Annotated in this window: 7 protein-coding genes; 3 read left to right on the top strand and 4 right to left on the bottom strand. The window is 38.8% G+C overall.

Annotated features, from left to right (window positions below):
* Window positions 1-748: 748 nt before the first annotated feature.
* On the top strand, window positions 749-7,252 hold the full coding sequence (locus ACP6PK_RS24430; protein ID WP_426563445.1) for a glycerophosphodiester phosphodiesterase family protein: 6,504 nt from the start codon (window positions 749-751) through the stop codon (window positions 7,250-7,252).
* A gap of 312 nt (window positions 7,253-7,564) precedes the next feature.
* On the opposite strand, the gene ACP6PK_RS24435 is transcribed toward ACP6PK_RS24430, so the two are convergent.
* Together ACP6PK_RS24435 and ACP6PK_RS24440 are read right to left on the bottom strand one after the other, a co-directional pair.
* Complete coding sequence (locus tag ACP6PK_RS24435) at window positions 7,565-8,536, bottom strand: NAD(P)-dependent alcohol dehydrogenase (RefSeq protein WP_426563447.1); 972 nt, start codon at window positions 8,534-8,536, stop codon at window positions 7,565-7,567.
* A gap of 596 nt (window positions 8,537-9,132) precedes the next feature.
* On the bottom strand, window positions 9,133-10,101 hold the full coding sequence (locus ACP6PK_RS24440) for a hypothetical protein (protein WP_426563449.1): 969 nt from the start codon (window positions 10,099-10,101) through the stop codon (window positions 9,133-9,135).
* A gap of 389 nt (window positions 10,102-10,490) precedes the next feature.
* Here ACP6PK_RS24440 and ACP6PK_RS24445 point away from each other — a divergent pair, with 389 nt between their 5' ends.
* Together ACP6PK_RS24445 and ACP6PK_RS24450 are read left to right on the top strand one after the other, a co-directional pair.
* Entirely contained in the window at window positions 10,491-11,549 is a 1,059-nt protein-coding gene (locus tag ACP6PK_RS24445) for a protein-glutamate methylesterase/protein-glutamine glutaminase (protein ID WP_426563451.1), read from the top strand.
* Window positions 11,550-12,033: 484 nt separating this feature from the next.
* Window positions 12,034-12,876 carry a CheR family methyltransferase gene (locus ACP6PK_RS24450; RefSeq protein ID WP_426563453.1) on the top strand — a complete coding sequence of 281 codons (843 nt, stop codon included), beginning with the start codon at window positions 12,034-12,036 and terminating at the stop codon, window positions 12,874-12,876.
* Between the two features lie 114 nt (window positions 12,877-12,990).
* On the opposite strand, the gene ACP6PK_RS24455 is transcribed toward ACP6PK_RS24450, so the two are convergent.
* Window positions 12,991-13,503 (bottom strand): restriction endonuclease subunit R, encoded by a 513-nt coding sequence (locus tag ACP6PK_RS24455; RefSeq protein WP_426563455.1) that lies wholly within the window; start codon window positions 13,501-13,503, stop codon window positions 12,991-12,993.
* A 443-nt stretch (window positions 13,504-13,946) separates the two neighbouring features.
* On the bottom strand, window positions 13,947-15,151 hold a 1,205-nt coding region (locus ACP6PK_RS24460; protein ID WP_426563457.1), incomplete at its 5' end, for a methyl-accepting chemotaxis protein.

Below are 15,151 nucleotides of genomic sequence, written 5' to 3' on the forward strand. Positions count from 1 at the left end.
TAAACTACTAATCCGTATGTAAGTAGAGACATTATATGCAAGTCTATATGGTCATAATTTATGATGGTTTAATTTTATTTTAGCAATTAGTTAATTTATGGCAACCTATTTAATATTTCTATATAACCTAGACCATAATTTGTTCAGTCAAAATATCAAATACTTCAGATAATATTGTTGTTTTTAATACTTATTGATTTATCGGAATAGGTTAAAATATCAAAACTTAGTTTATAAAAATTATCAGTACAAAAAGAAAAAAATCTTTTTAGTTAATCTAAGAATTCAGCGGTCAGCTATCAGCTTCATTACCTTTAAAATAGGAATTTAAAATAGGAAAAAGCAATTGAGAGGTTCCAAAGAATTAAAAGTAAGGCTAAAAGTCCATCAATTTTTTCAAGAGAGCTAATTATTAATTATTAAAAGCTCTAATTTCGCATATTTCCTGTGGAGTTATATCATGTCCGTTGGTATCGGAGCGTGTAAAAGCTGGGGAAATATCTACCATATTTAAGGTTTTTTCTTCTCTTAAAGCTTTTTTCCTAGATAACTAAACCTTTCTTTCTTCTCTCCTAGATAACTAAAGCCTTCTCTCCTAGATAACTAATTTTGGCATTTATTTAACCTAAACTAAATTTTTCCTTAACCTTTTATAAATATTTACTTAATATTTACTTAACATTCACCTAATAAGATATCTGGGAAATTCTTTAAGAATTCTAAATTTACAAGTTGACAGGAGAATTCAATGCCAGAATTAGTAGGCTTTGCGGTATTACCAGCAGATACATTTGCCGAAGGCCCATCGTCAGGAAACTTTATTAATACAGATAATCGAGAAGCACCATTCGATGGTCAACCAGTCCAGGGTTTTAGTGGCGTTCAATTTGCTCCCGGTAGCGAAGATGGTAGCACTTTTTGGTTTCTCTCTGATAATGGTTTCGGTGCTCAAGACAATAGTGCTGATTATTTACTCAGACTATATCAAGTTGACCCAGACTTTGCTGGAACAGAAGATGGGGATGGTAGTGTTGACGTTCAAGCTTTTGTTCAACTAGCAGATCCAAATAATCTAATACCCTTTGATATTATCAACGAAGATACAAGCGATCGCCTCTTAACTGGAGCAGACTTTGATATAGAGTCCTTTGTTATAGATAATAATGGAGATATTTGGATCGGAGAGGAATTTGGACCTTATATTTTACACTTCGATAATACAGGAACTTTACTAGAAGCTCCCATTGCCACACCAAGCTTGACCCAACTCAATACACTCAACGGTCAAGAACCCCTCGTTATCGGACATCGGGGAGCAAGTGGAGATATACCCGAACATACCTTAGCAGCTTATGAAGCAGCGATCGCTTCCGGTGCAGATTTTATTGAACCAGACTTAGTAATAACATCCGACGGAGTTCTCATTGCACGTCACGAACCACTGCTAGATGATACCACTAACGTTGCTGAAGTATTCGGTCCAGAACGCCAAAGCACTAAGTTGCTTGATGGTGTAGAAACAACTGGTTATTTTGCTGAAGACTTCACCCACGCAGAAATTAAACAACTACGCGCCGTTCAATCTCGCGACTACCGGGATCTTAACTTTGATGGATTATTCGAGATTCCCACATTAGAAGAAGTCATCCAACTCGTTCAAAGAGTAGAAGCAGAAACAGGAGTTGAAGTTGGTATCTATCCAGAAACCAAACATCCTACATTCTTTGATGAACAGGAATTATCTTTAGAAGAACCATTAATTGAAACTCTGCAAGATACAGGTTTCACCGACCCAGGTCGCATTTTCATCCAATCCTTTGAATTTGCTAACCTAATTGATATCCAACAACAATTAGATGATGCAGGTCTCGGCAATATTCCATTAGTTCAACTATATGGAAATACTACTGAAGGAGCTAATCCTGAAGCTGGGTTCTCTTTCCCCTTCGACATCCGGTTCAATGTAGAACAAGAGAATGACTTAGAAGAAATTTACGGTCAAGAATTCCTAGATGCAGTAGAAGTTCCTCTCTCCGAAAATACAGTTTATGCAGACCTCGACAGTGCAGAGTTCCTGGATTTTATCAGCGGTCTTTACGCAGAAGGTGCAGGACCTTGGAAAAATAACATTCTGTTGCGCGAATCTCTAGAGACAGATGTTGATGGAGACGGAGACGGAGAAGCAGAAATTGGTACTCAGTTGACAGGGGAAATTACCTCCTTTATTGAGGATGCTCACGATGCAGGTTTACAGGTTCACCCCTACACTTTGCGGGATGAAGAACGTTTCCTCACACTCAACCCTAATGATACTGAGGAATTTGATGCTCCACAATTAATTGTCAGCGCTTTAATAGGTATAGAACGTCCTGGTGGAAATGCTACTCTTTATAGTCGTATCGATCCCACTCAAACTGAAGAACAAGGTAATAATGTAGAACCATTCTTTGACTTTACATTCTCTCCAGCAGATTTAGTCTTAGACCCGGATACAGGAATAGTTACTACACCATCCCTTCCCTTCTTTATTGCTCCCGAATTTGCTGAAGAAATAGGCAAACCTGAATTAGCAGGTGAAGAAGCAGGTTTCTTTGTTGACAATTTTGCCTTAGAATTGGATGAGGAAACAGGTGAGTTTGTAATAGTTGGTGGTCCAGACTCACATAGCTTCAACAGTATCTTTGTATCAGAAGACTTTTTGAATGATAACGATCTGGAAATTATTCAGGGAACTGGTCTAGTCGATCCAATTGAAACTGACGTTGATACTACTGGTTTCGTGGGATTTGGTTTTCCTCTGTCAGAAAATGCTGACGTCCGTTTTGGAACAGACCCAGATACAGGGTTACTGATTCCATTAGGAGGAGCTTATGTTGCTGATGGCAGTATTTCCTTTGAAGTTTTAGGAACAGGAACACCTCAAACTGCCGAAGAAGAATTTGAACAACTAATAGAAATTGGTGCAGATGGTTTCTTTACCGACTTCCCACGCACTGGCGACCCCGTTCGAGATGCTCTAGTTAGTGATGAAGTTCGCTCCCCTCAAAATCCTAACCTCAATGATTTTAATACCCTCGACGGTAGCGCACCAATAGTTATCGGACACCGGGGAGCAAGTGGTCAGTTCCCAGAACATACCTTAGAAGCTTATCGTTTAGCGATCGTTCAAGGTGCAGACTTTGTTGAACCAGACCTCGTAATTACTTCCGATGGTGTCCTCATTGCTCGTCACGAACCCATGCTAGGCGACACAACCAACGTTGCTGATGTATTCCCAGATCGTGAAACTACCAAGATTCTTGACGGTGAAGAAGTTACTGATTATTTTGCTGAAGACTTCACTCTTGCAGAAATCAAACAACTCCGCGCTGTTCAATCTCGTGACTTCCGCGACCAATCTTTCAATGGTGAATTTGAAATCCCCACCTTCCAAGAAGTTATCGAGTTGGTACAAGAAATGGAAGAGTTCGGGTTTGAAGTTGGTATCTATCCAGAAACCAAACACCCGACTTTCTTTGATGAACAGGATTTATCCTTAGAAGAACCTCTAATTCAAACCCTGCAAGATACAGGTTTCACTGACCCCGACCGTATTTTTATTCAATCCTTTGAAGTTCAAAACCTACTTGAGCTGCGCAACGAAATATTACCTGCTGAAGGTCTCGAAAACCTAAAGCTAGTGCAGTTACTCGGTGACACTGAAGATGAATTCATCAACGAAGGTGGCGGCGGGTTCTCAGTACCCTTCGACTTCGTTGCCAATTCCGAGCAGTTTGAACCCACTGGTATTAATGCAATCACAGATCAGGTCAACTATGCGACCTTCACTGGTAGTGCTTTTACCGTAACCCTTCTAGCTGAGAAAAATCCAGGACCTGGAGCTCCCCAGGAAATACTCGATCAGTTTGGTAACCTCCAAGATACTAACCAATTTATTCTACAGGATGCCACCAATCCCGATAACACTGTCGTTCTATTTGCTGGTCTAGATAGCGCACCTAAGTCCATCGAAGTTACCATTAGCGAAGCTGGTGTAGTTGCCATTAATGGTGATCAAGTCGCCAATAACTTTAGTCAGCAAGTTCACTTTGGGCTAATAAACAGCTTACCCATTGGCGACCCTACCGGATTAGGAGCCGAAAGCTACACCTTTTCAACTAACAATGATCTGAATCCAGAGAGCGATCCTCAGTTTGCTGTTTATTCCGAAGTTGAAAACGAATTTATCATTGCTGCTGAAGAGTTGCCCTTTGCTAATTCCAATCAAGACTTTGACGATATGATAGTTAAAGTTAGTGGAATTGATCCTGTGGGAGAAACTCAAGCAGACATTTCCTTTGATCCTGAGAGACTACAACCTCTCCTAGAAACTGCTAATACTCGTGCTATCTATGGGAACCTAGCCGACCTAATTGACTTCTCCAGCGATCCCACCTACGCCGACCTAGCAAATCAGGAAGTCATCGAACTAATCAGTTCCTACGCTGACGGTTTAGGACCTTGGAAAAATAGTTTCTTGCTCCGGAATGATCTAGAGACACCTGTTGATGGTGACGGTGACGGTGAGGCGGAAATTACCACTCAATTAACTGGGGAGGTATTACCACTAATAGATTGGGCTCACGATGCAGGTTTACAGGTTCACCCCTACACTTTGCGAGATGAAGAGCGTTTCCTTACTCTCAACGCTGATGGTACACCTCAAACTCCAGGAGAAGAATTTGAACAACTCATCGAAATTGGTGCAGATGGTTTCTTTACTGACTTCCCTGCTACAGGTAGTATCGTTGTAGATCAATTTATCAGCGAACCCAACTTAGCTCGTACCAGGGGTTACGAAGGTATGGCATTCAGTCCCGATCGCGAAACTTTCTATCCTTTATTAGAGGGTGCAGTTGACGGCGATCCAAATAATGCTCTACGCATCTATGAATTCGATCCTGCTACTAGCTCTTTCGAGGACGAGCCAGTTGGTTTCTATCCTACCGATGTACCCGGTCATGCTATTGGTGACTTTACTCCCATCAATGACAATGAATTTTTAGTTATTGAACGGGATGGTGGTGAAGGAGATGAAGCTCAGTTCAAGAAAATCTTCAAAATTGACATTTCTGTAGTTGATGAAGAAGGTTTTGTTTACAAAGAGGAAGTTGTAGACTTACTAGATATTGACGACCCCAACGACCTCAACGGTGATGGCGACACTAACTTTAGCTTCCCGTTTGTGACTATTGAAGATGTGTTAGTTCTTGATGAAGACACAATTCTGGTTGCCAACGATAACAATTATCCTTTCTCCATCGGTCGGGGACCAGATATTGATAATAACGAGATTATTCAGATAGAGTTAGATGAACCTCTAGACTTAGCACCAGGAATAGGAGTTGCTATTCCTACAGTCAGTATTGACATTGACACTGACACTGTTGATGAAGATGGAGATCAATACTCTATAACTTTCGACTTAAACGTACCTGCACCAGAAGGAGGTTTACGGGTAGTTTGGTCAGAAACAGATTCTGATGATGCTTTTGGTGATATAAGTTTCCCTCCAGAGTTAACTAATGCTTCTGAGTTTGAATCTCTCGGCACCGTTGGTGATGAACTGGCACTTTCGGCAATTACCATTGAGGAAGGAGCAACTACAGCAACCGTTACCTGGACGACTCTTTTTGATGGTATAGTGGAAGGTGATGAAACCACAATTATTGAGTTGCAACCAGAAGATGCTTATGAGGTAGATCCAGAAAACCAAGTAGCTGAAGTCGTTATTGAAGATACACCTATAACAGTAGGTATCGAAGTTGAACCTGGCACTGTTAATGAAGAGCAAGATGAATACTCTATAACTTTCAACTTAAGCGAACCTGCACCAGAAGGAGGTTTACGGGTAGTTTGGTCAGAAACAGATTCTGATAATGAACTTGGTGATATAAGTTTCCCTCCAGAGTTAACTAATGCTTCTGAGTTTGAATCTCTCGGCACCGTTGGTGATGAACTGGCACTTTCGGCAATTACCATTGAGGAAGGAGCAACTACAGCAACCGTTACCTGGACGACTCTTTTTGATGGTATAGTGGAAGGTGATGAAACCACAACTATTGAGTTGCAACCAGAAGATGGTTATGAGGTAGATCCAGAAAATCAAGTAGCTGAAATCGTTATTGAAGATACACCTATAACAGTAGGTATCGAAGTTGAACCTGACACTGTTAATGAAGGAGATGAATACTCTATAACTTTCAACTTAAGCGAACCAGCTCCCGAAGGAGGTGTACGGGTAGTTTGGTCAGAAACAGACTCTGATAATTCTTTCGGCGATCTAATTTTCCCTCCAGAGTTAACCAATGCTTCTAACTTCGAGGACCTGACCGACCTAGTAGTTGGTGATGAACTGGCACGTTCTGCAATTACTATTGAGGAAGGGGAAACTACAGCAACCGTTACCTGGACAACTATTTTTGATGGTGTAGTGGAAGGAGATGAAACCACAACTATTGAGTTGCAACCAGAAGATGCTTATGCGGTAGATGCAGAAAATCAAGTAGCTCAAATCGTTATTGAAGATACAGATCCTGACCCTGGCGAGGAGTTGACTGGTACTGCCCAAGGAGAGCGTATCATTGGTGGTACTGGTAACGATACTATTATCGGTTTGAATGGCGCCGATACCTTAGTAGGTAATTTGGGCGACGACTCAATTATTGGTAGTCGTGGCAACGATATCCTCCGGGGTCAGGATGGTGATGATACACTTCAAGGTCGTAAAGGTAACGATCGCCTACTTGGTGGTGATGGTAATGATGTGTTGAATGGTGGTCAAGGTCGCGATCGCATCAATGGTGGTCCAGGATTTGATATTCTGTTTGGTGGAGCAAGTATTGACCGTTTCATCTATAATAGCAATCAACCATTTGAAGAAGAAGATTTGGGGATTGATTTAATCACTGATTTCCAACCAGACCTCAGACCAGATGAAGATGGAAACCAAGGCGATTTAATTCTTCTTGATAAGTCAACCTTTACCGAGCTTGATAGTGCTGCTGGAATTGGTTTCAGCGTTGATAGTGATTTTGAAATAGTTGCAACAGACGACGAAGCAAATGACTCTGACGCCTTAATTGTGTACAGTGAAGAATCTGGTCTTCTCTTCTACTTGTACGAAGGTAATTTAGGTGGTGACTCTACTCTGTTTACTCAACTTGAGGGCGCGCCGACTATTACTGAGGATAATTTCCAAATCAGAAATTAGGAAGTAGATTTAAAATAGTTTACTTTGTAGGGATGTTCTATGGAACCTCCCTACAGTTATTTTTAGAGTAGTATCATGTTATGTTTTTGGTTATAGCAGTTTTCATGTTTTTTAGAGTACAGAGATTTGGGTTTAAAGGAAGAAGGCTCATATTATCTAGGAGAGAAGGAAGAAGTAATGCAAGTCATGAAGTGAAAACCGCCATAATATTTGAGCGATCGCTACTTTCATAGAACAAAATCACTTTTGTAGAGCTATCAATAGCTTTCAACAGTTTGCTGCAAGGGGATGATTAGGTAATACCTTTTACTTTTACTCTATAGCAACAACAACTTTACCCTTATGTTTGCCTAGACCGAAATACTGGATTATGTCAGGCACTTCACTTAATGTGTAAGGTCCATCTAGTATGGGCTTTATATTACCAGTTTCAAAAAGCTTATTGATGTAATCCAAATCTTTGTTTGGTTTAAGATTAACTAGACAGACTCTTTTTTTGCTAAATACGCTAATCATTGGCTGCAAAAATAACACCTGAAAAAGATTAGCGGTGTCAGCCCCAACCGTTACATAAGTTCCCTGGGGATTAAGTACGCGCAGATAATTAAATATAGAGCGATTTGTCTTTGTATCTAAAACCAAGTCATACCGTTCTTTGCTCTGTGTAAAGTCTTCCTGGGTGTAATCTATCAGTTGCACAAATCCGACTGAGCGCATCATGGCAAATTTGTCCGAGCTATCTACTCCAGTCACATTACTCACGCCAATTAATTTGGCGATCTGCACACCCAATGTACCCACACCACCACCTGCACCATTGATCAATACTTTTTGTCCTGGCTGGATCTGTCCTTCATCAACCAAACCTTGTACTGCCAGCATTGCTGCATGGGGAAGTGCTGTAGCTTCAACAAATGTCATGCCTTCAGGCTTCAAGGCCAAAGCAGTTTCAGGCACACAGACATACTCGGCAAACCCACCAAACCCACATTCAGAAATATCACCATAAACCGCATCACCAGGTTTAAACTGCGTGACATTTTGACCAACTGTTTCAACTCGTCCAGCGATTTCAGCCCCAGGGATATGGATGTTTGGCTTAAACAAACCACAGAACAAACGGATATAAAATGGTGTTCCTCTCATCAGACACCAGTCCCAATCATTGATCGCTGTAGCATGAATTTTGACTAAAACCTCGCCCTCCTTCGGTTTCGGTTTTTCAACATCTTGAAGCTCAAGCACATCTGATGAGCCATACTTTGTTAAAACAATTGCTTTCATAAAGTTCTATCTCTCTTTTTGAAGAGTTGCTTTGGGTTGATTTTATAGACGAGCAATAATCATTTTAAACATATATCTATTCCTCATTTATAAATAAATCATAGAACAAATAAACTGAAACAATCACTGTTTTTAAACTTTATTTATCACGTATATTTTACAATAATTTAGGTTAACATGACGGAGGGTGAATTGAGATTATTTTTAACGCTTTCTAGTAAAAGTTGATATAAGAAATGAGGTGTTTTTTGATTAGCTAATTCCAGACTATTTTGATAAAGTTTACAAGCAGATTCATCATTAATAATTCTATAGTGAATGATTTATGTGCCAACTTTTCCTTCTCCTGCAAGTAGTTTAAATTGAGTCATGTTGTCTCTTTATGGTTCTTTTAAGGTTGGCGATGATTATAGGCAAAGGAAAATCTCATCTTCAGGACTTACGCAAATTGTTAAACAACATGCTATTTGTATGGGGGAGAATGCCATTCGCCCCTACAGATGGTGTATATTTTGTTATGTTGCGTAAGTCCTGAATATATTGTTATCTCTTCCGATTTTTTTCACTCCCCATATAGTGTCTTTGCGTAAGTCCTGTTAAGCAACTTGAAAGAACAGAATAATATCTCCTTGAATTTCATTTTCTTCAGTCATAAAGTGAGCTTGTGCTAAGAGAATAGTCTCAGCAGAAGAGCTAATCATATTATCTAAAAGGTGATCAAGAGTATCTTCTAAATATTTAGGAACAGAATATTCTAGGTTTTTTGTCATGGCATTACTCATAGTTCCCATAACAGTATTTAAAACCACATTGCCTATTTCAGTTAACATCTCCATTTGTGCTTGCTCAAAATCTTCGCTGCCAGGTTCTTCTCCCGTTAAAAACTCTGTGAGAATCTTAGCACTTTCTGTGAGGAAAAATAGTTGAGATGTGCCTGAAAAACCTCCAAAAAATGGTAACTGAGTGACACAAATTTTTTCACTGCCAAAAATTTTAGTTAGTTGTTTGTGTAAATTTTCATAATTGGTAGCTTCCACTTTAGTCTCTTGGAAAATAATAGGAAAATCAGTCATTTCATTCAGGGTGACTCCTGCTTTATCAATAGCAATAGCTAAGAGATTTTGTAAGGTTTGAATACTGAAAATACTTTGCCAACTTTCGTTAGAAGAGGAGGTTTTAGTAGAGGGTAAAACAGAATAATTAGGAGTATTATTTAAGTTAAAAGAAGTATCTTGATTAAGAATCATGGCAAGAAATTTGGCTAGTTGATTAGGGGATGGAGAATGTGGTATAATAGTAACGGCTCCTTGAGGAGTTTCGATATTATCATCAGAAATGGCGATCGCTGGAATTTTGAGCTTTTCTAGGAGAGAAAAAAGTTGTAATTCACTTTCTTCTGCCATTTTCTGCTCCAGTAAAGCACAGTCGATAGGATGGACTTCAATTAAGTCTTTTGTATAGTTAATCTCATCTGCTTCCACAACAATATGATCTAATTCTTCGACCATTTTGCGAAGTTTATTTCTTTCTTGTGGTGATCGATCTGCAATTAGAATTAAAGCCATATAGCAATTATATTTAAGTTGTAATATTTTGGTGGCAGTCAGGAGTCATAATTTCAGAGGTTTTCAATTAAAATTAATTGTTATAAAAATTATTACAACCAATGCGCGGATTGCCATATTTTATTTCCATAAGTAGAAAATTAGATTGTAGTGGGAGTATCCTACTCTAGTGCATCAGTTATTAAGTAATTAACACTAACTGAATAACCTTTTTGCTAATTATTTAGCAAGTTAATGTTAATTATTCTTATGTTTACTTCTCCTGTAGGGACGCCCTTATGCAACGTCCCTACCCACTCTCCTACTCCCCTACTCAAGAAAATGTAGAAGAGTTTTTGAGAAATGATATTAGAGGCTAGAGAGAAAATCAAAGTTATGATTGAGTTATTATGCCTAAACTCCGTATTCTTATTGTTGATGATTCGGTGATTGTTCGCCGAATGGTAAACAATGTCTTATCTGAGTCAGATCAGATAGAAGTAGTGGGTGTAGCCCCAAGTGGCCACATCGCTTTAGCAAAGATTCCTCAAGTTAACCCTGACCTCATCATACTTGATGTGGAGATGCCAGAAATAGATGGTTTAGAAACTTTAAGAAGAATTCGACAAACCTACAAGGAACTCCCAGTAATTATGTTTAGTGCTATTACTGAACGAGGGGCAATGGCTACATTGGATGCTCTAAGTTTAGGAGCTAATGACTATGTTACCAAACCTGCTAATCTAGGCAGTAAAGAGGCAGCTCTTGAATACATCCGAAAACAATTGATTCCTAAAATTCAAGTTTTCTGTGGCCGTGGAGTTACTTTACCTAAACAGTCTTTGGCCTCACCTATTACTTCTGATTTGAAAAAGATTCCCCCGAAGCTCTTGTCCTGTAAAGTAGAAATTTTGGCTATTGGGGTTTCTACAGGAGGACCTGAAGCTTTATCTCAGCTTTTACCTAGGTTTCCGGCAAATTTGAGGGTTCCTATTCTCATTGTCCAACATATGCCTCCTGTATTTACCACTCGGTTAGCGGAAAGGTTGTCTTCTCAATGTCAAATTCCTGTCCATGAAGCAAAAGATGGAGATGTGATTAAACCTGGAGAAGCTTGGATTGCACCAGGGGATTATCATATTGTTTTAGTGAGGGAAGGTACACAGGTTCGTATTCAGACGATACAAACCCCTCCTGAAAATTCCTGTCGTCCAGCGGTGGATGTTTTATTTCGTTCGGTGGCCAAACTTTATCAAGGGGGTGTGCTTGGAGTGGTATTGACGGGTATGGGGCAAGATGGACTCCATGGTTGTGCTTCTATTCGTGAAGTGGGGGGGCAAGTTTTAGTCCAAGATGAAGCTAGTAGTGTGGTCTGGGGAATGCCAGGAATGGTTGCTAATGCGGGACTTGCTGATAAGATTTTGCCTTTAAATAAGTTAGCTGAAGAGATTATGGGTAGAATTAATTGATAATTGATAATTGATAATTGATAATTGATAATGAAAACTATAGTGTTTTCAAATGAGATGTCAATCTAGATTCAGATTTTTTCTAATAAAAAAGTGTGCTGATTGAGTAGTTATTGCCTTACGTTTTTCAGTCTTTAATTCTGTTTTATATTCTTTACCGAATAATTAATAATTCATGATTATTAATTATTAATTATTCAGGTTAAAAGCCTCCCTTTACCAATGGATAATTGACAATTGATAATTAAAGAGTTAAAGAGTTAGAGAGTTAGAGAATTATTTCATTATCCATTATCCACTATCCATTAATAATATTTCCTTATATTCAATTCCGTTAAGGTTTTTCTTGAGGTAATTATCAATTATCCATTATCAATTATCCATTATCAATTATCCATTATCAATTATCCATTATCCATTATTAATTATCCATTATCAATTATCCATTATCCATTAATGAAGCACCCACTCCCTACTCTATATTATGTCTATTAATTCTATTGATTTTGAATATATTCGTCAACTTCTTGACAAAAAAACATCGGTTGTTTTACCAGATGATAAGGTTTATTTTGTTGAGTCTCGTTTGGCACCTATAGCTAGTTCAGAAAAGCTTAATTCTGTAAGTCAATTAATTGCGAAATTGCGGATTTATTCTGGAAATGATTTACATGAACGGGTAATTGAAGCTTTGATGACTACTGAAACATTTTTTTTTCGGGATAATTATCCTTTTGAAGCTCTACAAAAATTCATCTTACCAGAATTAATAAATAAACGAAAAATTGAACGTTCTCTTAATATTTGGTCTGCTGCTTGTTCTAGTGGTCAAGAACCTTATAGTATAGCAATTTTATTACAGGAACATTTTCCTGTAATTAACAGTTGGAATGTTTCAATTATTGCTTCTGATATTTCTGAGGAAATGCTAAAATTAGCAAGGAATGGACGTTATAATCAGCATCAAATTAATAGAGGATTATCAGTTGATTTGCGGAATAAATATTTTCAGCAGCAGGGAAAGGAATGGCAAATTATTTCAGAAATTCGTGATCGGGTAGTATTTCAGCAATTAAATTTATGTAATACATGGAATAGTTGGCCAAAAATGGATTTGATTTTTTTACGAAATGTGTTAATTTATTTTGATATTAAGACTAAGCAAAATATTCTTTTCCAAGTTCGACAGTTATTAAAACCTGACGGTTATTTATTTTTGGGAGGGGGAGAAACAACGATTAATATTGATGATAATTTTGAAGTAGTTAAGTTTGATAAGGCGATTTGTTATCGGTTGCGGAGAGGGAGTAGGGGAGTAGGGGAGTAGGGGAGCGGGGGAGAATTTTTTTACCCAACTCTTGCCCAAAATGCCAACTTTTTGAGTCTTTTCAACTGAAAACCAGGAACTTTTGCTGAGAGCTGACTGCTAATAGCTGAATGCTTACGTTTCACTTAAATGTTTGAGGATGCGAAGTACATCAAAAAGTTCGTTACCAGGATTGGGAATAGAAAATATTTTTGATGTAGAATATTGAGGAATTTCTGTTTTGACTAGCTTGACAAAAATTAAACTCCCTCCTGTAACAATTAAGCCATAATTTGGAACTTCAGGATGGGGACTAGCTAAGAGATAAGTTAATAATTGAGCCAGACCAGCTTCTATAGAAAATTCGGCTCTTTTTGACTCAATCATCATTACCCATAGTTGCTCTTTCAAAACCAGAGTATCTATTCGACCTCTAATAATTACTTCTTTATCTGCTAGTTCTAAATTAATGGATTTTTCAGAACGAATGTGATAGGGATAGAGAAAGAATTTACCGATAAATAAAATTGGATCGACTATTGCCATTCTGACAATATCTTCTAAAAAAGGTGGGTTTTCTAATAAGTTAAAATATCCCTCCTGCACTTGGTTGAGTAGTTCTTTTTCTAAGTCACTAATCTCTGGCAAATTATCTTGCCATTCTCGAAAAAATTGTTCGTTTCTGACTAATTGTCAACCGAAATTATCTATCAAATAAGGTCGAGTTACTTCTTGAGATTGAATAGTTTGAACCATAAATAGGTGCTAGGGTGGAAAGTAGGGACGTTCCATGGAACGTCTCTACATATAGGTGTCAAAAAGATAGAAACCGGGTTTGTATTAAATGCCCACCATATTAACATTTATCTCTAACAAACCCGGTTTCTGCGTAATATCAAATCCGGATAATTACTATACCTACGTCATTGCGACTGGAACGGAGTGAAAGGTTTGCGGAGCATTCCGGAACGGATAGCAATCTCAGAAGTGCGCGGAGATTGCTTCCGCTTCGTCGCTGCGGACGACTATTAAACCGGATTTTATGTTTATTGTTGTTGGGTTGCGCTGCCGCTTAACCCAACCTACAGTTTCTAAAATTTAAACTGATTTACTAATTCTTGTAAGTCGCCTGCTGTTTTGGATAACTCTGTTGCAGACTGTTGGGTTTTGGCTGCGCTATTATTGGTACTTTGCGCTGCTTGTGCTACGCTAGTAATGTTACGCGCAATTCCTGATGAACCTTCTGCTGCTTGGTTAACGTTACGAGCAATTTCGTTGGTAGTGGCAGTCTGCTCTTCTACCGCTGAAGCGATCGTATTTTGGATGTCGTTAATTTGATTAATAATAGTAGTAATTTGACCGATCGCTTCTACTGCTCCTTTGGTATCTCCTTGGATAGCTTCGATTTTTTGACTAATATCTTCGGTTGCACTGGCGGTTTGTTTTGCTAATTCTTTAACTTCATTGGCAACTACCGCAAAACCTTTTCCTGCTTCTCCCGCTCTTGCTGCTTCAATGGTTGCATTGAGAGCGAGGAGGTTGGTTTGTTGAGCAATAGATGTAATGACTTTAATCACTTTACCTATTTCTGTACTACTAACTCCTAATTTACCAATGGTTTCATTAGTAGTTTCGGCAGTTTCTACAGCAGTTGTGGCAACTTGAGCAGCATTGGTGGCATTTTTAGCAATTTCTCGGATACTAGCAGTCATTTCTTCTACACCAGTAGCAACTGACTGAGCATTGGCGCTGACTTGTTCGGCGGTACTAGAAACTGACTCTGCTTGAGTCGAGGTTTCTTGAGATGCTTGACTCATGGTTTTACTTTCCGTCATCATTTCCTCAGACGACTTAGCAACAGCGATCGCTACTTGGGCAATTTTTTTCACTTGTTCGGTGAGGTTAGCTGCCATTCTATTAACATTATCAGTTAAATCTTTCCAAACTCCCCTGACATCTTGTACTTGAGCTTGACCACCTAATTGCCCTGCAACTACTTCTTTGGCAACCCGCGTTACTTCTGATGAGAAGGTATTAAGTTGGTCTACCATTTTATTCAAGGTAGTCTTGAGTTCCAGAATTTCCCCTTGAGCATCCACAGTAATTTTTTGAGTTAAGTCTCCCTGAGCAACAGCAGTTGCAACTTCAGCAATATTTCTCACCTGTAAAGTCAGGTTAGCTGCCATACCATTCACATTATCCGTTAAATCTTTCCAGGTTCCCGCGACTCCCTCTACTTTCGCTTGACCTCCTAATACTCCTTCGCTTCCTACTTCTTTGGCAACCCGCGTTACTT

This window comes from Dapis hubbardiae BLCC-M172 (genome assembly GCF_050016015.1).
Lineage (GTDB): Bacteria > Cyanobacteriota > Cyanobacteriia > Cyanobacteriales > Microcoleaceae > Trichodesmium.

What these genes read in the sequence shown, in the direction of transcription:
- ACP6PK_RS24430 (WP_426563445.1), top strand. Translation starts at nt 749, where the DNA reads ATGCCAGAATTAGTAGGCTTTGCGGTATTACCAGCAGATACATTTGCC.
- ACP6PK_RS24435 (WP_426563447.1), bottom strand. Translation starts at nt 8,536, where the DNA reads ATGAAAGCAATTGTTTTAACAAAGTATGGCTCATCAGATGTGCTTGAG.
- ACP6PK_RS24440 (WP_426563449.1), bottom strand. Translation starts at nt 10,101, where the DNA reads ATGGCTTTAATTCTAATTGCAGATCGATCACCACAAGAAAGAAATAAA.
- ACP6PK_RS24445 (WP_426563451.1), top strand. Translation starts at nt 10,491, where the DNA reads ATGCCTAAACTCCGTATTCTTATTGTTGATGATTCGGTGATTGTTCGC.
- ACP6PK_RS24450 (WP_426563453.1), top strand. Translation starts at nt 12,034, where the DNA reads ATGTCTATTAATTCTATTGATTTTGAATATATTCGTCAACTTCTTGAC.